At 73.7% G+C, this 17,602-nt stretch carries 16 protein-coding genes; 8 read left to right on the top strand and 8 right to left on the bottom strand.

What is annotated here, in order from left to right; genetic code table 11:
• Window positions 1-78 precede the first annotated feature (78 nt).
• Genes FHX78_RS03315 through FHX78_RS03305 form a run of 3 tightly spaced genes read left to right on the top strand, consistent with a single transcriptional unit; the run spans window position 79 to window position 2,650 of the window.
• Window positions 79-1,509 (top strand): S8/S53 family peptidase, encoded by a 1,431-nt coding sequence (locus FHX78_RS03315; protein WP_145865960.1) that lies wholly within the window; start codon window positions 79-81, stop codon window positions 1,507-1,509.
• A gap of 59 nt (window positions 1,510-1,568) precedes the next feature.
• Window positions 1,569-2,144 (top strand): RNA polymerase sigma factor, encoded by a 576-nt coding sequence (locus FHX78_RS03310; RefSeq protein WP_145865959.1) that lies wholly within the window; start codon window positions 1,569-1,571, stop codon window positions 2,142-2,144.
• A gap of 5 nt (window positions 2,145-2,149) precedes the next feature.
• Window positions 2,150-2,650, top strand: a complete 501-nt coding sequence (locus FHX78_RS03305; protein WP_145865958.1) for a hypothetical protein — start codon at window positions 2,150-2,152, stop codon at window positions 2,648-2,650.
• A gap of 60 nt (window positions 2,651-2,710) precedes the next feature.
• Here FHX78_RS03305 and FHX78_RS03300 read toward each other — a convergent pair whose 3' ends face one another.
• From FHX78_RS03300 to FHX78_RS03285, 4 genes are all read right to left on the bottom strand, one after another.
• A complete protein-coding gene (locus FHX78_RS03300) occupies window positions 2,711-3,508 on the bottom strand; it encodes an N-formylglutamate amidohydrolase (protein ID WP_145865957.1) in 798 nt (265 codons plus the stop codon).
• A 150-nt stretch (window positions 3,509-3,658) separates the two neighbouring features.
• Window positions 3,659-5,878: an NADP-dependent isocitrate dehydrogenase gene (locus FHX78_RS03295; RefSeq protein WP_145865956.1), complete on the bottom strand. Its 2,220-nt coding sequence runs from the start codon at window positions 5,876-5,878 to the stop codon at window positions 3,659-3,661.
• 145 nt (window positions 5,879-6,023) lie between these two features.
• The gene (locus tag FHX78_RS03290) at window positions 6,024-7,121 is read right to left on the bottom strand and encodes a mechanosensitive ion channel family protein (protein ID WP_145865955.1); all 1,098 of its coding nucleotides are present in this window, start codon (window positions 7,119-7,121) and stop codon (window positions 6,024-6,026) included.
• Window positions 7,122-7,316: 195 nt separating this feature from the next.
• Window positions 7,317-8,216 (bottom strand): lysylphosphatidylglycerol synthase transmembrane domain-containing protein, encoded by a 900-nt coding sequence (locus FHX78_RS03285; RefSeq protein ID WP_145871604.1) that lies wholly within the window; start codon window positions 8,214-8,216, stop codon window positions 7,317-7,319.
• 174 nt (window positions 8,217-8,390) lie between these two features.
• Between FHX78_RS03285 and FHX78_RS03280 the strand changes: the two genes are divergently transcribed.
• A complete protein-coding gene (locus FHX78_RS03280; protein WP_145865954.1) occupies window positions 8,391-10,280 on the top strand; it encodes an ABC transporter ATP-binding protein in 1,890 nt (629 codons plus the stop codon).
• 220 nt (window positions 10,281-10,500) lie between these two features.
• Here FHX78_RS03280 and secD read toward each other — a convergent pair whose 3' ends face one another.
• The 4 genes from secD to FHX78_RS03260 are packed head-to-tail and all read right to left on the bottom strand — an operon-like array spanning window position 10,501 to window position 14,920.
• Window positions 10,501-12,801: a protein translocase subunit SecD gene (gene secD, locus FHX78_RS03275; RefSeq protein ID WP_167531668.1), complete on the bottom strand. Its 2,301-nt coding sequence runs from the start codon at window positions 12,799-12,801 to the stop codon at window positions 10,501-10,503.
• Window positions 12,802-12,846: 45 nt separating this feature from the next.
• Entirely contained in the window at window positions 12,847-13,272 is a 426-nt protein-coding gene (locus FHX78_RS36645) for a hypothetical protein (RefSeq protein WP_167531667.1), read from the bottom strand.
• Window positions 13,269-13,955, bottom strand: coding sequence for a response regulator (locus tag FHX78_RS03265; RefSeq protein WP_145865952.1), 687 nt, complete (start codon window positions 13,953-13,955; stop codon window positions 13,269-13,271). The genes FHX78_RS36645 and FHX78_RS03265 overlap by 4 nt, the downstream gene beginning before the upstream one ends.
• Entirely contained in the window at window positions 13,952-14,920 is a 969-nt protein-coding gene (locus FHX78_RS03260; RefSeq protein WP_145871602.1) for a HAMP domain-containing sensor histidine kinase, read from the bottom strand. Before FHX78_RS03260 ends, FHX78_RS03265 begins: the two co-directional genes overlap by 4 nt.
• 280 nt (window positions 14,921-15,200) lie before the next feature.
• Here FHX78_RS03260 and FHX78_RS03255 point away from each other — a divergent pair, with 280 nt between their 5' ends.
• From FHX78_RS03255 to FHX78_RS03240, 4 genes are read left to right on the top strand one after another with little or no spacing between them, the layout of a single operon-like run.
• Entirely contained in the window at window positions 15,201-15,539 is a 339-nt protein-coding gene (locus tag FHX78_RS03255) for a TraR/DksA family transcriptional regulator (RefSeq protein ID WP_167531666.1), read from the top strand.
• A 40-nt stretch (window positions 15,540-15,579) separates the two neighbouring features.
• Window positions 15,580-15,954: a TraR/DksA family transcriptional regulator gene (locus tag FHX78_RS03250; protein ID WP_145865950.1), complete on the top strand. Its 375-nt coding sequence runs from the start codon at window positions 15,580-15,582 to the stop codon at window positions 15,952-15,954.
• Window positions 15,951-16,754, top strand: coding sequence for a rod shape-determining protein (locus FHX78_RS03245; protein ID WP_145865949.1), 804 nt, complete (start codon window positions 15,951-15,953; stop codon window positions 16,752-16,754). The genes FHX78_RS03250 and FHX78_RS03245 overlap by 4 nt, the downstream gene beginning before the upstream one ends.
• A gap of 44 nt (window positions 16,755-16,798) precedes the next feature.
• Window positions 16,799-17,422: an Rv1733c family protein gene (locus tag FHX78_RS03240; RefSeq protein ID WP_145865948.1), complete on the top strand. Its 624-nt coding sequence runs from the start codon at window positions 16,799-16,801 to the stop codon at window positions 17,420-17,422.
• Window positions 17,423-17,602: the final 180 nt, after the last annotated feature.

Below are 17,602 nucleotides of genomic sequence, written 5' to 3'. Positions count from 1 at the left end.
ATCAAACGACCGCTCCAGGGCTCTGTATCTCGACAGCTCCGCGGCACCGGCCGCCGTCGCCCCAGTGGAGGACACGCCATGGCACCACAGCGATTCCGCGAGCAGTTCGCACAGATCCAACGCACGATGCCCGACGTCCCCCTGGCGATGGGACCGGACGACGCGGGCGAGTTCCTCTACGAGAAGGGGGTCGTCCTCGCCCGCGACGGCGAGGAGGCCCGCGTCGTCGAGGACACCGTGCGGCAGCACTTCACCACGTTCGCCGGGCTCAGCGCGGACCGGGTGCGCCGGGCGGGCCCGCAGACCAACCGCTCCGGCATCACCCGCATCCAGGTCGCCGACCCCGGCGAGGGCGACGGCAGCGGCGACCCGGCGGTCGCGGGCGCCCTGCGCGCCCTCTCCGCCACCGAGGGCCGCGCCGGACGCCGGCTGATCAGCCGCAACCACGTGGTGTCGATCGCCGTCAACGCCTGCCCCGGCGACGAGCCCGTGCCCGTACCGCCCGGCGGGCAGCCCAATCCGGCCGCCGCCGAGGCCGCCCACGACCCGGACGGCGCCGTCCGGGTCCTCGTCATCGACACCGGCCTCATGCACGACCACCGCTCCTACCCGCTGCTCGCCCACACCCGCGGCGACGCCCAGGCCGAGGAGTGCGGCGAGGACGGCGTCCTGAAGCAGTACTGCGGCCACGGCACGTTCATCGCCGGACTCGTCGCCGCCGTCGCCCCCAACACCGACATCACCGTCCGCGGCACGCTCAACGACGCCGGGGCCATCCTGGAGTCCGAGTTCGGCGAGAAGCTCTTCGAGGCCGTCGACCGGGACGGCTGGCCCGACGTCATCAGCCTGTCCGCCGGGACCTCCAACGGCCGCACCGACGGCCTCCTCGGCGTCGACGCCTTCATGGAGGAACTGCGCGAGCAGCCCACGCTGCTGGTCGCCGCGGCCGGCAACAACGGCAGCGCCACACCGTTCTGGCCCGCCGCCTACGCCGACCTGCCCGGCTACGAGAACGCGGTGCTGTCCGTCGGCGCGCTGCGCGGCGACGGCGAGTTCGGCGCCTGCTTCAGCAACCACGGCGGCTGGGTGAAGGCGTACGCCCCCGGTGAGCGCCTCATCAGCGCCCTCACCGGCTTCGACAGCCCCGTGCCGTACGTGTACCAGCACTCCACCTACGACAGCTGCCGCTACGGCTTCACCTACGCCTGCACCTGCCACCACCCGCGCCACACCGGCGTGCTGAGCGAGGACGGCGGCTCCGCCAAGCCGGACCAGGTGATGTTCGAAGGGCTCGCGCAGTGGAGCGGCACCTCGTTCGCCACCCCCGTCGCCGTCGGCATGATCGCCTCCCTCATGACCGCGCAGGCGCAGACCGACCCGCGCAAGGCCCGCCGGCAGCTGCTGGAGGCCACCACCGAGTTCGCCGAGGTGCGGGGGGCGCACGTCCCGGCGCTCCTTCCGCCCACCTGGCGCCCCGCGCGGGTCTCACTCCCCTCCGCACGGGCATGAGGATCGGAATGGTTCCCTCCGCGGCGTACGATGACGTGCCGTACACGAGGGGTGGGGCCGTGGAGCGTACTGAAGTCGGCGTGTTGGTCCAGTCAGCTGTCGACGGCGACGCGGCGGCCTGGAAGGCGATCGTGGAAGGGCTGGGCCCACTCGTGTGGTCCGTGGTGCGCGCGCACCGGCTCTCCGACGCCGACGCGCACGAGGTCTACCAGACCGTGTGGTTCCGGTTCACCCAGCATCTGGGGCGGATCCGGGAACCGGAGAAGGCGGGCTCCTGGCTGGCCAGCACCGCGCGCCACGAGTGCCTGAAGGTGCACAGGAACGCGCGGCGGCTGATGCTGACGGACGATCCGGAGATGCTGGACGGGATCAGCGAGGACGGCACGCCGGAGCAGTCGGTGCTGGAGACCGAGGAGGCGGCCGCGCAGAGCGAGCGCGTGCGGCGGCTGTGGCAGGAGTTCGAGGAACTGGGCGAGCGGTGCAGGCAGTTGCTGCGCGTGCTGATCGCCTCTCCGCCGCCCAGTTATCAGGAGGTGTCCGCCGCGCTCGGTATCGCGGTGGGCAGCATCGGGCCGCTGCGCCAGCGCTGTCTGCGCCGGCTGCGGGCCCGGCTCGAGGCACGGGGGACGTGGTGAACGACATGAACGACCGGCACGACGACGACATGGACGACGACACGGGGTTCGACGCGGATCCCGGCGACGACTTCGACACCGGGCTGCTGGAGGAGGAGCTGCGGCAGGCGGCGGCCGTACTGGACCCGCTGCCGCCGGCGCTGCTGCAGATCGCCGTCGACGCCTACGCGCTGCACGACCTCGACGCCCGCGTGGCCGAGCTGACCTTCGACTCGCTCGTCGACGCCATCCCGGTCAGGGGGGCGACGGACGTGCCGCGCATGCTCACCTTCAACGCCGGTGAGGTGACCCTGGACGTCGAGGTGACCGCGGAGGGGCTGATGGGGCAGGTGCTGCCGCCCCAGTCCGCCCGCATCGAGGTGCTCGGCGGGCCGCAGTCCGCCACCACCCCGCTCACCGCCGACGACATGGGCCGCTTCACCGCCGACACCCCGCCCTCCGGACCGTTCGCCCTGCGCCTGCACACCGGCGGGGACGTGGTCGTGACGGAGTGGATGCGCGCCTGAGCACTCCGGGCGGGAGCGAGGGGGGCGGGGCCAGGTCCCCCCGTTCCCACGGGGTTCCCGTCAGGGGGAGACGGCGTCGACGAGGGTGGCGAGTGCCGAGGCGAGTCGGTGCAGGCCCGGGCCCGCGGGGCCGCCCGGTTCGGACATGTAGGTGTCCCGTCGGATCTCCACCATCAGCGCCGTGACCTCCGCACGCTTCCCGTAGTACTCCAGCGGCACGTACGTCCCGGCGAACGGGCTGTCCAGCCCCGTCTCCCCGCAGGGCGCGAACGCCGCACGGGCGGCGTCGAGCAGCCCGGCCGGCGTGTGGAAGGAGTCGGTGCCCAGGCAGACCTCCGGCCGCGGCCCGTCGCCGTGCAGCTCGTAGGGGAGCGGAGCGCTCGGGTACGAGTGCACGTCGATGATCACGGCCCGCCCGGTCGCGGCGAGCCGGTCGGCGACCGCCTCCGACATCGCCCGGGCGTACGGACGGAAGTACCGCTCGATCAGCGGCGCGGCGTCGAACCCGTCGGCGCGCAGCACCTCCTTGTGCGTGGTCCGGGTGTAGACCGCGCCCATCCCGACCGCCAGCATCTCCTCCCGCTCGTCCGGGAACCGCTCCGGATCGACGACCAGGCGAGAGAGCCGGTTCACGAACCGCCACGGCGCGACACCGGCCGCACCGGCCGCCACCGCCGCGATGGCGGCGGTGTGGGCGTCGGTGATGTGGTCGAGCTCCCGCTCCAGCGCGGCGTCCGCCGGCACGAGCCCGGCGCGCACGTCACCCGGTATCTCCCGCGCGGAATGCGGCACATGCAGGATCACGGGGGAGTCCGGAGCACCCGGCAGGAACTCGAAGGACGGCGGTGCATCGGTCATACGGCGCTCCAGTGGCGTTGTCAGTGCTGAACGGCTTGATCACGGTGCCACACGGCACTGACAACGCCCGTCCCGCCGCGGACACGGCTCCGCCCCGGCCGGGCGCGTGGCCGGCCGGGGCGGAGTGCGGAGCGGCGTCGGGTGCCCGCGTCAGCTCAGGGACGCCAGCGCCTCGTTCCACGTGGCGGACGGACGCATGACCTCGGCGGCCTTGGCCGGGTCGGGCTGGTAGTAGCCGCCGATCTCGGCCGGCTTGCCCTGGACGGCGTTCAGCTCGTCGACGATCTTCTGCTCGTTCGCGGCGAGCGTCTCGGCGAGCGGACCGAAGGCCTTCGCCAGGTCCGCGTCCTCGGTCTGCCGCGCCAGCTCCTGCGCCCAGTACAGGGACAGGTAGAAGTGGCTGCCGCGGTTGTCGATGCCGCCGACGCGACGGGTCGGGGACTTGTCCTCGTTGAGGAAGGTCGCCGTGGCGCGGTCGAGGGCGTCGGCGAGGACCTTGGCGCGGGTGTTGCCGGTGGTCGCCGCGTACTGCTCCAGCGACGGCACCAGGGCGAAGAACTCGCCGAGCGAGTCCCAGCGCAGGTAGTTCTCCTTGACCAGCTGCTGCACGTGCTTCGGCGCGGAGCCGCCGGCGCCCGTCTCGAACAGGCCGCCGCCCGCCATCAGCGGGACGACCGACAGCATCTTGGCGCTGGTGCCCAGCTCCAGGATCGGGAACAGGTCGGTCAGGTAGTCGCGCAGCACGTTGCCCGTGACGGAGATGGTGTTCTCGCCGCGGCGGATGCGCTCCACCGACAGCTTGGTCGCCTCGACCGGGTTCAGGATCCGGATGTCCAGGCCCTCGGTGTCGTGCTCGGTGAGGTACTGCTTCACCTTGGCGATGAGGTTGGCGTCGTGGGCGCGGTCCTCGTCCAGCCAGAACACCGCCGGGTCGCCGGTGGCGCGGGCGCGGGTGACGGCCAGCTTCACCCAGTCGCGGATCGGGGCGTCCTTGGTCTGGCAGGCGCGGAAGATGTCACCGGCGGACACCGTCTGCTCCAGGACGACGTTGCCGTCCTGGTCGACCAGGCGGACCGTACCCGTGGTGGGGATCTCGAAGGTCTTGTCGTGGCTGCCGTACTCCTCGGCCTTCTGCGCCATCAGACCCACGTTCGGGACCGAGCCCATGGTCGACGGGTCGTAGGCGCCGTTGGCGCGGCAGTCGTCGATCACGGCCTGGTAGACGCCGGCGTAGCTGGAGTCCGGGAGCACCGCGAGGGTGTCGGCCTCCTGGCCGTCCGGGCCCCACATGTGGCCGGAGGTGCGGATCATGGCCGGCATGGAGGCGTCGACGATGACGTCCGAGGGGACGTGCAGGTTGGTGATGCCCTTGTCGGAGTCGACCATGGCCAGCGCCGGGCCCTCGGCGAGCTCGGCGTCGAAGGACGCCTTGATCTCGGCGCCCTCCGGCAGGGACTCCAGGCCCTTGTAGATGCCGCCCAGGCCGTCGTTCGGGGTCAGGCCGGCGGCGGCGAGCTGCTCGCCGTACCGCGCGAACGTCTTCGGGAAGAAGGCGCGCACCACGTGGCCGAAGACGATCGGGTCGGAGACCTTCATCATCGTGGCCTTCAGGTGCACGGAGAACAGCACGCCCTCCTGCTTGGCGCGGGCGACCTGCGCGGTCAGGAACTCGCGCAGCGCGGCGACCCGCATCACGGAGGCGTCGACGACCTCGTCCTTCTGGACCGGCACGGACTCGCGCAGCACGGTGGTCGTGCCGTCGTCGCCGACCAGCTCGATGCGCAGCGCGCCGTCCCCGGCGACGACGACCGACTTCTCGGTGGAGCGGAAGTCGTTCTCCCCCATGGTCGCCACGTTGGTCCTGGACTCGGCGGTCCAGGCGCCCATGCGGTGCGGGTGGGTCTTGGCGTAGTTCTTCACCGAGGCGGGGGCGCGGCGGTCGGAGTTGCCCTCACGCAGCACCGGGTTGACGGCCGAGCCCTTGACCTTGTCGTAGCGGGCGCGGATGTCGCGCTCCTCGTCGGTCTTCGGGTCGTCCGGGTAGTCCGGCAGCGCGTAGCCCTGGCCCTGGAGCTCGGCGACCGCGGCCTTGAGCTGCGGGATGGACGCCGAGATGTTCGGCAGCTTGATGATGTTGGCGGCGGGCGTCTTGGCCAGGTCACCCAGCTCGGCGAGGGCGTCCGGGATGCGCTGGTCCTCGGCCAGGTACTCCGGGAACAGGGCGATGATGCGCCCGGCCAGCGAGATGTCACGCGTCTCCACGGCGACACCCGCCTGCGAGGCGTACGCCCGGACCACCGGCAGGAAGGAATACGTCGCCAGGGCCGGGGCCTCGTCAGTGTGCGTATAGATGATGGTCGAGTCAGTCACCGGGTGCTCCGCTCCACGTCTGCAACATTGCTCGACATCAAGATATCTTGTGACGGCCCTCGGCTCGACAGGGGTCCACGCCGAGTTCCGGGCAACCTCCCGCCGGGATTCCGCGCCCGTGGCGGGAGGTCGCCCTCCCGGTCCCTCAGACCGGCCGGCCGGTGGTCATGTCGTCCGGCGCCGACCCGGCGTCGCGCTGCTGCGGGAACACCACCGTGCCCTGCTGGAGCGCGACCGTCCGCGCGGGCGACGGGATGCGGATGCCCTCCTCGCGGTAACGGCGGTGCAGGCGCTTGATGAACTCGTGCTTGATCCGGTACTGGTCGCTGAACTCGCCCACGCCCAGGATGACGGTGAAGCCGATCCGGGAGTCGCCGAAGGTGTGGAAGCGCACCGCCGGCTCGTGCTCCGGCACCGCTCCCGTGATCCCGGTCATCACCTCGGCGACGACCTCCATGGTGACCCGCTCCACCTGCTCCAGGTCGCTGTCGTACGACACCCCGGCCTGGACCAGGATGGTCATTTGCTGCTCGGGCCGCATGAAGTTGGTCATGTTGGTCTTGGCGAGCTGCCCGTTCGGGATGACCACCAGGTTGTTGGACAGCTCGCGGACGGTCGTCTGACGCCAGTTGATGTCCTCGACGTAGCCCTCCTCGCCGCTGCTCAGCCGGATGTAGTCACCCGGCTGCACGGTCTTGGAGGCGAGGATGTGGATGCCCGCGAACAGGTTGGCGAGCGTGTCCTGAAGCGCCAGCGCGACCGCCAGACCGCCGACGCCCAGGGCGGTGAGCAGCGGGGCGATGGAGATCCCCAGCGTCTGGAGCCCCACCAGGAAACCGATCGCCAGGACCAGGATCCGGGTGATGTTCATGAAGATCGTGGCCGACCCGGCGACACCGGAGCGGGACTGGGTGACCGAGCGCACCAGCCCCGCCACCACCCGGGCCGCCGCGACCGTCGCGGCGAAGATGACCAGCAGGGTCAGCGTCTGGTTCACGTTGTGCTGCACGGTCCGGGTCAGCGGCAGCGCCGCCGCCGCGGAGGCCGCGCCCGCCGCGACCGCGGCCCACGGCACGACCATGCGCAGCGCGTCCACGGCCACGTCGTCACCGCGCCAGCGGGTGCGGTCCGCGTGCCGGCCCAGCCAGCGCAGCAGCATCCGCAACAGGAACGCCGCGAGCAGGCCCGCGGCGAGGGCGATGCCGGCCACCACCAGATCGTCCATCGTGAGCGCGCGGGTCACCGCCCACCTCCGGCGGACACTCGGGCCGAGGGCCGTATGTGAAGTCGTGTCACGTGTCGTCACCTGCTCGTTCGCTACGGATGTACAGCGCGGCCGGACCGTCGGACCCGCGGCCGGCACGATCGCTCATCCTGCCGCATTCCGCAGGGCAGTTCGTACCGGCCCCGCCCCGGCCCGGGGGCACGCGCCCGCCGGTCAGATCACCTTCAGCCGCACCAGCGCACCGAGCGTCAGCGCGCCCGGCAGCAGCGGCAGCCACACCGTGATGATCCGGAACACCAGCACCACCGCGGTGGCCACCGCAGCGGCCCCGCCCACCGCGACCAGCGCCACCACCAGCGCCGCCTCCACCGAGCCCAGCCCGCCCGGAGTGGGCACCAGCGCCACCGCGACCGTCGCCGCCAGATAGGCCAGCGCCATGTGGGCGGGCGGCACCGACAGCCCGAACGCCACCCCCACCAGCACCAGCGACGCCGCCTGCAGCGCCGGGAAGGCCAGCGCCCCGCCCCACAACGCCAGCGCCCGCGACGGCAGCGCGTGCACCGACCGCGCCTCGCCCAGCGCCGTCCGCAGGAACGACCGCACCGCCCGCCGCAGCCGCCGTACGGCCACGAGCACGCCCACCGCGGCGACCAGCACCGCACCGGCCGCCAGCAGCAGCGGTCCGGCCCACCCCTCGGGCAGCAGCGAACCGAAGCGCAGCGCGCCGGGGAACGCGAGCAGCAGGGCGGCCAGCAGACCCACCCGCCCGACCGACTCCGCCAGCAGGTACAGGGCCAGGGCCGCCGAGGAGCGGGCCGGAGTCAGCCCGCACACCGTCATGAACCGCAGGTTGACCGCGCTCGCGCCCAGCCCCGTCGGCAGCAGGTGGTTCGCCGCGCCCGCCGCGAACTGGGTGACCAGCAGCCGCCCGGCCGGCAGCCGCTCGGGGACCGCGCCCTGCCGGGTGCACGCCGCCGCCACCCAGGTCAGACAGGTCGCGCCGGCCGCGGCCAGCAGCCAGGGCCACCGGGCGGTGCCCACCTGGGCGAAACCCTCGGCCAGCACCGACCGGTGCCGCACCGCGACCACCGTCACCAGCAGCAGCGGCAGCACCATCAGGACCCGGCGGATCGTCCCCGTCACGTCCACCGAGCCTGTCCGCCGCGCGCCAACGGCGGGTTGCGGCCGCCCGGACGGCCGCTTACGGCTGGGCAGCGGCCGGTGGCGGGAAACGGCCCCGTCCTTGACCTCAATCATGCTCGAGGTCCTAGTTTCCGGGACATGAGCATGGAGACCACAGCCTGGACACAACTGCGCGGCGTCATGACCGCCGAGGACGAGCGCCGCCCCGTCAGCCGGGCGACGCTGCGCCGCATCGGCGCCTTCGCCCGCCCGCACCGCCGCCGCATGACCCTGTTCGTGCTCCTCGGCACGGCGACCGCGGCGCTCGCCGTCGCCACCCCCGTACTCGCCGGGCGCGTCGTGGACACGATCGTGTCCGGCGGCGACGAGGCCGTCGTCGTCCGCCTGGCCCTGCTCATCGCCCTGATCGCCGTCGTGGAGGCGGCACTCGGCGTACTCGGCCGGAGACTGTCCGCGGCACTCGGCGAGGAACTCATCCTCGACCTGCGGACGGCGGTGTTCGACCACGTGCAGCGGATGCCGGTCGCGTTCTTCACCCGTACCCGTACGGGCGCGCTCGTCTCCCGTCTCAACAACGACGTCATCGGCGCCCAGCGGGCGTTCAGCAACACCCTGTCGACCGTGGTCGGCAACCTGGTCACCCTGGTGCTCACGCTCGCCGTGATGCTCACCCTGTCCTGGCGGATCACCGTGCTCGCGCTGGTGCTGCTGCCGGTGTTCGTGATCCCGGCCCGCCGCATGGGCCGCCGCATGGCCGCCATGCAGCGCGAGGCCGCCACCCTCAACGCGGCCATGGGCACCCGGATGACGGAGCGCTTCTCCGCCCCCGGCGCCACCCTGGTGAAACTGTTCGGGCGCCCGGAGGAGGAGTCGCGGGAGTTCGCGGTGCGGGCCCGCCGGGTGCGGGACATCGGCGTGCGCACGGCCACGGCGCAGACGGTGTTCATCACCGCGCTGACCCTCGTCTCGGCCCTCGCCCTGGCCCTGGTCTACGGGCTCGGCGGCCGGCTCGCCCTGCGCGGCGCCCTCGAACCGGGCGCCGTGGTGGCGCTGGCGCTGCTGCTGACCCGGCTCTACGCGCCGCTCACCTCGCTCGCCGGGGCGCGGGTGGAGGTGATGAGCGCGCTGGTCAGCTTCGAGCGGGTCTTCGAGGTGCTGGACCTCGAACCCCTCATCGAGGAGAAGCCCGGCGCGCGCGAGGTGCCCGACGGGCCGGTCTCCGTCGAGTTCGACGACGTCCGCTTCGGCTACCCGTCCGCCGACAAGGTCTCCCTCGCCTCCCTGGAGGAGGTCGCCGCCCTGGACACACGCGGCGGCGAGGAGGTCCTGCACGGCATCTCCTTCCGCGCCGAACCGGGGCAGACCGTCGCCCTCGTCGGCTCCTCGGGGGCGGGCAAGTCGACCGTCGCGCAGCTGCTGCCACGGCTCTACGACGTCGACTCCGGCGCGGTACGCGTGGGCGGCGTCGACGTCCGCGACCTGACCGCGGCCTCACTGCGCGCCACCCTCGGCATGGTCACCCAGGACGGGCACCTCTTCCACGACACGGTCCGCGCCAACCTGCTGCTCGCCCGCCCGGACGCGGGCGAGGACGACCTGTGGGACGCCCTGCGCCGGGCCCGCCTCGACACCCTCGTACGGTCCCTGCCCGACGGCCTGGACACGGTGGTCGGCGAACGCGGCTACCGGCTCTCCGGCGGGGAACGCCAGCGCATGACCATCGCCCGGCTGCTGCTCGCCCGCCAGCGCGTGGTCATCCTCGACGAGGCCACCGCCCACCTGGACAACACCTCCGAGGCCGCCGTCCAGGAGGCGCTCACGGAGGCGCTGGAGGGCAGGACGGCGGTCGTGATCGCACACCGCCTGTCGACGGTCCGCACCGCCGACCTCATCCTCGTCGTCGAGGCGGGCAGGATCGTGGAACGCGGCACCCACGAGGAACTGCTGGCGGCGGACGGCCGCTACGCGGAACTGCACCGCACGCAGTTCCGCGGAGCGGCCGCACCCGGCCAGGACACCCCGGCCGCCGCGTAGCCGACAGCGCACCCGGCGCGCTGTCGGCTGGGCGGGGCGCTGCGGGCGGGGCGGGCGCCGGTCCCGGGCTCGTCGGCCCGGGCCCGAGCCGGCCGGGTGCGGGAGCCGTCCGGCGTCGCCGTCCCCCGTCGGCGGCCCGGTGCCGGGTCGGTGCGGGTGCGCCTCGCCCCTGGGGTGCTGGGGGTGGCGTCGGCCCCCGGTGGGGAGCCGACGCCGGGTGTCACCGGCCCCGGGTGGCGGTGTCGGGCGCGGGTGTGTGCTGCCGGGCGGCGGTCCGCGGACGGCCGGAGCCGGTACCGCCGGAGTTCCGGCCACGCCGTCCGCCGCCGGCGCGCGCCCCGAGTTCGACGGCGAGCGGGGCGGCGGTCAGGACCGACGAGTACGTGCCCACGGCGACGCCGATCAGCAGCGCGAGCGCGAAGTCCGTGAGCGAGTCGCCGCCCAGCAGCGCCAGCGCGGCCAGGATGAAGAACACGCCGATGCCGGTGTTGACCGTACGGGGCACCGTCTGGAGGATCGCCCGGTTGGCGACCCCGGCCAGGGGTGCCCTGCCGTCCTTGCGCCACAGCTCCCGGATCCGGTCGAAGACCACCACGGAGTCGTTCACCGAGTAGCCGATCACGGTGAGCAGCGCGGCCAGGAACACACCGTCGACGGGCTTGCCCAGCCAGGCGAAGACACCGGTCAGGATGATCACGTCGTGGGCCAGCGCGCCCACCGCCCCGGCCCCGAACATCCAGCGGAACCGGACGGCCAGGTACAGCAGCTGGGCGCCGAGGGCCAGACCGAGCGCGATCAGCGCGTTGCGGCGCAGCTCGTCCCCGAGGCTCGGGCCGATCAGCTCGTCCCGGACCTTCTCCGCCCCGCCGCCGGCCTCGGCGACGGCGTCGGCGACCTCCACCGCCTGCGCGTCGGTCAGCTCCTCGGTCCGCACCGTCAGCCGGTTCTCGCCGGACGACTGCACCACGGCCTGCGGGAAACCGGCGTCGGCCAGCGCCGCCCGGGCGCGGTCCGGGTCGACGGCGGTGGAGGTGGAGTACTCGATCAGCCGGCCGCCGGTGAACTCCACACCGAAGTCCAGTCCGCGCATCACGATGCCCGCGCCGGCGACGACCAGCACGGCGGCCGACACCGCCAGCCAGCGGCGCGGGTGCCGCATCAGCTGAGGGTCGCGGCGGGTCAGGTAGGACCGGACCCGGCCGACGGACGCCAGACCGGTGACCCGGGGCCGCCGGTGCACCCAGCGACGGGCGACGGCGAACTCGGCGAGCACCCGGGTGATCACCAGGGCGCTGACCATGGACGCCAGGACACCGATGCCCAGCGTGACACCGAAGCCCTTCACCGGGCCGGAGGCCAGCAGGAACAGCAGCACCGCCGCGATCAGCGTGGTGACGTTGGAGTCCGCGATGGCGCTGAAGGCGCCCTTGAACCCGGCGGTCAGCGCCGAGCGGCCGCTGGGCCGGTTGCGGGCGCCGTACTCCTCCCGGGCCCGCTCGAACACCAGCACGTTGGCGTCCACCGCCATGCCGATGGCCAGGACGAAACCGGCGAGACCGGGCAGGGTCAGCGTGGCGCCGAGGGCCGCCAGACCGGCGTAGGAGATGACGCCGTAGCAGAGCAGGGCCAGGGTGGCCAGGACGCCCATGAGGCGGTAGACGACGATGACGAACACGGCGGTCAGCACGGTGCCGACGACCGCCGCCCAGGCGCTGGCCTCGATCGCCTCGGCGCCCAGCGTCGCCCCCACGGTCCGCTGCTCCACCGTCTCCACCGGCACCGGGAGCGCCCCGCCGTGGACGAGCAGCGCCAGCTCCTTGGCCTCCTCGGCGGTGAACGAACCGGTGATCTGCGTGGACCCGCCGGTGATGCCCGCGCCACAGGCCACCGACGGGTCGACCTGCGGCGAGGAGATGATCTTGTCATCCAGCACGATGGCGACCCGGCGCTGCGGATCACCGGCCGGGTGACAGGCCGCCTCACCGGTCAGCCGCGCCCAGCCCCGGCCGTCCTCGAAGTCCACGGTGACGTGCCAGCCGGCGCCGCCCTGCTGGTCGAAGAGGGCGTCGGCGCCCTTGACGTCCTGCCCGGTGAGCGAGGCGCCGCCCAGCCGGAGCCGTTCGCCCGCCTCGTCGGGCAGGACGCGCTCGCCCTTCTCCCCGGCCGCGGCGGGGCCGAGCACGGGGTGGACGGAGAGCTGCGCAGTGCGGCCGAGGACGTCGGCGGCCTTCCTCGGGTCCTGCACACCGGGCAGCTCGACGATGATCCGGTGGTCACCGGAGCGGACGATGGTGGGTTCGGCGACGCCGAGCGCGTCGATCCGGCCGCGCAGCACCTCCAGGGTGCGGTCGGTGGCCTCGCGGTCGGCCTCCACGGTCTCGGTGGAACGGGTCTCCAGCACGATCTGGGTGCCGCCCCGCAGATCCAGGCCCAGACGGACCGGGACGGTGACGGCGACGAACACGGACACGGCGATCACGGCCAACGCGAACAACGCCCTGACGCGGGCGGGACGTTTCACAGCTGCCTCCAGCAGGCACGCGAGAAGAGGGAAGGAAGGGGGATCTCAGGTGCTGGAGGCGGTGGGCGGGGCCCGCCCGAGGTCGGCGGGCATGTGCGCGGCGGCGGGCGGGGCGTGCCCGGCCGCCGGGGCCGGACGCGCCGGCCGGGGCGGGACCGGCGGGGTGTGCGCCGGGGTGAAGAGCAGCGGACCGGCGAACTCCGTGCCTGCGCCGGTGTCCCGTTCCGGCCGGACGAGCAGGGTGCGGGCACCGACGTAGGCGTCGTCGCCGTAGGGGCGGGTGTCGGTCGAGTACGTCGCGGGGGAGGGGGACGCGGGGGAGAAGGGCGCGGTGGCCGGTGCCGGGGCGGCGGGGGCGAGCGGGTCGCCACCGGTGAACCCGAGGGCCAGCAGGACGGCCGCGAGCGCGGCGAGAGCCGCGACGAGGCGGCACGGCAGGCGGGCGGCACGTCCCCGCCGGTCGGCGGTCAAGGCTCCACGAGCCCGGCGCGAATGGCGTACCGCGTCAGCTCCAGACGGTCCCGCAGCCCCAGCTTGTGCAGCAGGTTCTCGCGGTGCCGCTGCACCGTCTTCACGCTGATGAACAGCAGCTCGGCGATCTCCTTCGAGGAGTGCCCCTCGGCGACCAGCTTCAGCACCTCCTCCTCGCGCGGCGTCAGCAGCTGCTCCGGCGCCTCCTCCCCGTGCCACACCCGGTCCAGGTAGTTGCGGATCAGGGCGGTCACCGCGCCCGGGTACAGGAACGGCTCGTCGCGCATCGCGGCCCGGCAGGCGGCCACCAGGTCCCGGTCGGCGACCGACTTCAGCACGTAGCCGCCCGCCCCGGCCTTCAGCGCCTGGAACAGGTACTGCTCGTTGTCGTGCATCGTCAGCATCAGGATGCGCAGCCCCGGCTTCAGCACGGCCAGTTCCCGCGCGGCCTGCAGACCGGTCAGCCGCGGCATGGCGATGTCCAGGACGGCCAGGTCCACGTCGTGGGTGCGCGCCATGGCGATGGCCTCCGCGCCGTCCCCCGCCTCGGCGACCACCTCCAGGTCCGGCTCCCGGTCCAGGATGAGCCGCACCCCCCGCCGCACCAGCGCGTGGTCGTCGGCGAGCAGGATGCGGATCGTCGGCCGCGTCCGGTGGTCGTCGTGGGTGTCCTGGTCGTTCATGGCTGCTTCCTGACGGCGGGCACGGTCAGCCGGATCCGGGTACCGGCCGGGTTCGCGGAGGTCTCGTCCGGGCTGGAGATGTCCAGGGCGGCCCCGATCAGCAGGGCCCGTTCCCGCATCCCGCGCAGGCCGGCGCCCTCCCGCGCGGCACCGATGCCGCGCCCGTCGTCGCCCACCTCCAGGACGACGTACGCGCCGGCAGCGCGCAGGCTCACCTCCACGCACCGCGCCTCGGCATGGCGGGCCGCGTTGGTGAGACTCTCCTGCGCCACACGGTAGATGACCAGCTCCGCCTCGTGATCCAGAGCGGGCAGATCGGAGTCGAAGCGGCGCCGCACGCGCAGCCCCGTGTGCGTGGCGAACTCGGTGGCGAGCGAGGTCACCGCGCTGACCAGGCCGAGGTCGTCCAGCACGCCCGGACGCAGCCGGCGCACCAGCCGGCGGACCTCGTCGAGGCTCTCCCGGGTGATCTCCTGCGCCTGCTGGAGCTCACCGCGCAGCGGCTCGGACGCCTCGTCCGACACCCGCTTCAGGGCGAGCAGCACGGCCGTCATGCTCTGCCCGACCTCGTCGTGCAGCTCCTGGGCGATGCGCCGCCGCTCGCCCTCCTGGGCGAGGATCGCCCGGGCGCTGCTCGCGACCCGCTCCCCCTCCAGCCGCTCCAGCATCGAGTTGAAGGTGCTGACCAGCTCGGCGACCTCACCGCCGCCGCGCACCGGGAGCCGCTGGCCGGGGCGCAGCAGGTCCACGGTGGTCATCAGCCGCGTCACCCGGTCCAGCGGGGCGAGCCCGATGCGCAGCAGCGCCGCGTTGGCGACGAGCATGACGCCGAGGCCGGCGACGAGGATCACCGCCTCGGTCAGCAGCACCGGGACGGACACGGTCACCGGAGCCCACAGCAGCAGCGCGGTGGCGCTGCCCAGCACCACCGCGTTGAGCCCGAAGATCCGCCAGTACAGGGACACGGAGGTCACGCCTTCCTCTTTCTCGTCTGCCTCTACTGTCGGTCACCGCGCTCCCCGGCGGGTCGGCGGCCTCCTGGTCCCGGCGGACAGCGGCCAGCGTGCCCGGCGCCACGGGTCCGCGTCGATGGGCCCCGCGCCCCATTTCCGGTGGCCCGCCCGACCCATGCCGTACGGAGTGGGTCCTCGGACCCGGCACAGATGGGTACCGCGCCCGATGGGCCCGGGGCGGGGGACGGGCGAGGGTGGAGGACATCACCCGTACCCCATCGAGGAGGACCCCGTGTCGCTCGACCTGCCCCGCACCGACCCCCGCGGCAAGACCCGTGTCGCCTCCCCGGCCGCCGACGAGATCCGCCAGCGCCTCGAACACGCCCGGTCGACCCGGGTGGCACAGCTCAAGGCCCTCGACGAAACCGGGCAGAGTCCCGACGACCACCTGATGTCCACCCAGAAGGACGCCATCAGGCGCGTCCTCACCGAGATCGACGAGGCGTTCGCCCGGGTCGAGGACGGCACCTACGGCACCTGCCTGGGCTGCGGCAAGGCCGTCCCGCCGGAGCGGCTGGAGATCCTCCCGCACACCCGGCACTGCGTCGCCTGCCAGCGCCGCGCGGTCTGACCCGTCCCGTCCCCCGCTCCCGCTCTGCCCAAGGGGTGCAGTGGTGTCCCACCAGACCATCGGCGAGCGCGACACGGTCCTCACCTCCGAGGACCTCGCCGCGCTGCGCGAGAACCTGCACGAGCAGCGGCTGTTCCGGCAGGAGCAGCTGCGGCAGTTCGCCGCCGACGCCACGACCCGTGCCGAGGACCGGCGCGGGCGGGCGGACGCCGCCCGGATCGAGGTCGGCGTCAAACTGGCCGCCTCCGCCCGCATGGTGCTCGCCGACGTCGAGGCGGCGCTCGCCCGGATGGACTCCGGGCGCTACGGCACCTGCCACCTGTGCCGCCGCCCCGTCGAGCGCCACCGTCTGCTGATCGTCCCGCAGGCCCGCTACTGCGGGCGCTGCCAGCAGGTGAGGGAGGCCGGCCGGTGACCGTGATCCGGCATCCCCGGCGGGCCTCCGTACGGCACCGCAACTGGCCGCCGTGCCGGCGCTGCTCGGGGCTGGCGCTGGACCTGGGCAGCGCCCGCACCCGCGCCTGGCTCGCCGGGCGGGGCGTGGTCCTCGACGTGCCCACCGTGACCTTCCCCGGCACCGGCGCCGTCCACCCCGTCCGGCGCGGCACCATCGTCGACACCGCCGGCACCGCCCGGATGCTGGACCGGCTGCTCGGGCACCGGCTGCCCCGGTTCGGGCGCCCGCTGGTCGTCGTCACGGCGCCGGTCCTGGACGGGCCCGCCTTCCGCGCCGCGGCCCGCACGGCCGTCGAGGTGCTGCGCCCGCGCGCCGTACTGACCGTCCCGGGCGCCCGGGCGGTGGCCCTGGCCGCGGGCGCCGACCACCTCAGGCCGCTGCTGGTCGTGGACATCGGCGCCCAGCTCACCGAGGTGGTGCTGCTCGCCGACGGCGCGGTGACCGACGCCCGTCGGGCCGCGCTGGGCACCGCCGACCTCACCGGCGGCACGGCACCCTCCCTGATCACCGAGGCGGTGGTCGGGATGGTGACCGCGATGCTGCGCCAGGACCGCACCGAGCTCACCCGCGCCGCCCTGCGCCGGGGCGTGCTGCTGGCCGGCGGCGGCGCGCTGCGCCCCGACATCACCCGCGGCCTCCCCGAGGGACTCGGCTGCCCGGTCCGGCAGGTGCCGTCCCCGCACACGGCCGCCGTCCGGGGCGCCGCCGGGCTGCTCGCCGCGGCGCACCACCACCCCTCGCTCACCGGGACCGTCTGACCCGTCCCGGCCGCCTGCGCCCCGACACCGGAAGGAGCCATGCCGTGGCGGGCGAGATACCTCCCGCACAGCCACCCCCCGGCCCGCCTCCGCGCCCGCTGCTGTGGCGCTGGCGGCACAACCCGCTGCGCCGCCGCACCGACGCGCTCCGGGCGTGGGCCGGTCTCGTGCTGCTGATCGCCGTACTGGCCGTGGCGCCCGTGGCCGCCGTCCTGGTGGGCGACGCCGCCCGCCGCCACTACGAGGACACCGCCCGCCACCAGACCCTGACCCGGTACGAGACCGACGCGACCCTCACCCGGGACGCCCCGCGTCACCCGGAGCCCGGCTCGGACGAGGAGAGGAAGACCCGCTACCCGGTCGAGGTCCGCGTCGTCACCCGCGACGGGAGGACCCGCACCACCCGGACGGAGGTCCGCCCGGGGACGACGGCCGGCACCGCCGTCCGGGTGTGGATCACCGCCGACGGCGAGGTGACGGACCCGCCGCTGACCGCCGAGGAGATCCGCAGCCGCACCCTCGGCTGGGCGCTCCTCGCCGCCATCGGCGTGGCCCTCACCGGCGCCGCCGCCCACGCCCTCACCGGCCTCGCCCTGCGCCGACGCAACCTGGCCGCCTGGGACACCGCCTGGGCGGAGACGGCCCCGCGCTGGACGACACCGACGTGAATCCGGTGTGTCAGGCGGCGCTCGAAATTTTCGATGCTGACCGAGCCGTCTTCGGGGTCAACTCCTGCCGGTAATCGATCGCTTGGGGTCAATCCACTTCGCCATGCACGGTGACGTGTGCAGATGACGGAGGGTCATGGCACAAGGTGGCTCGAAGATTTCGAAACTCTCACCGAAACT

The organism is Streptomyces capillispiralis (genome assembly GCF_007829875.1).
GTDB classification, from domain to species: Bacteria; Actinomycetota; Actinomycetes; order Streptomycetales; family Streptomycetaceae; genus Streptomyces; species Streptomyces capillispiralis.
Note: the sequence above shows the minus strand (reverse complement) of the source record. Positions and strands in the feature narration are given on the sequence as shown.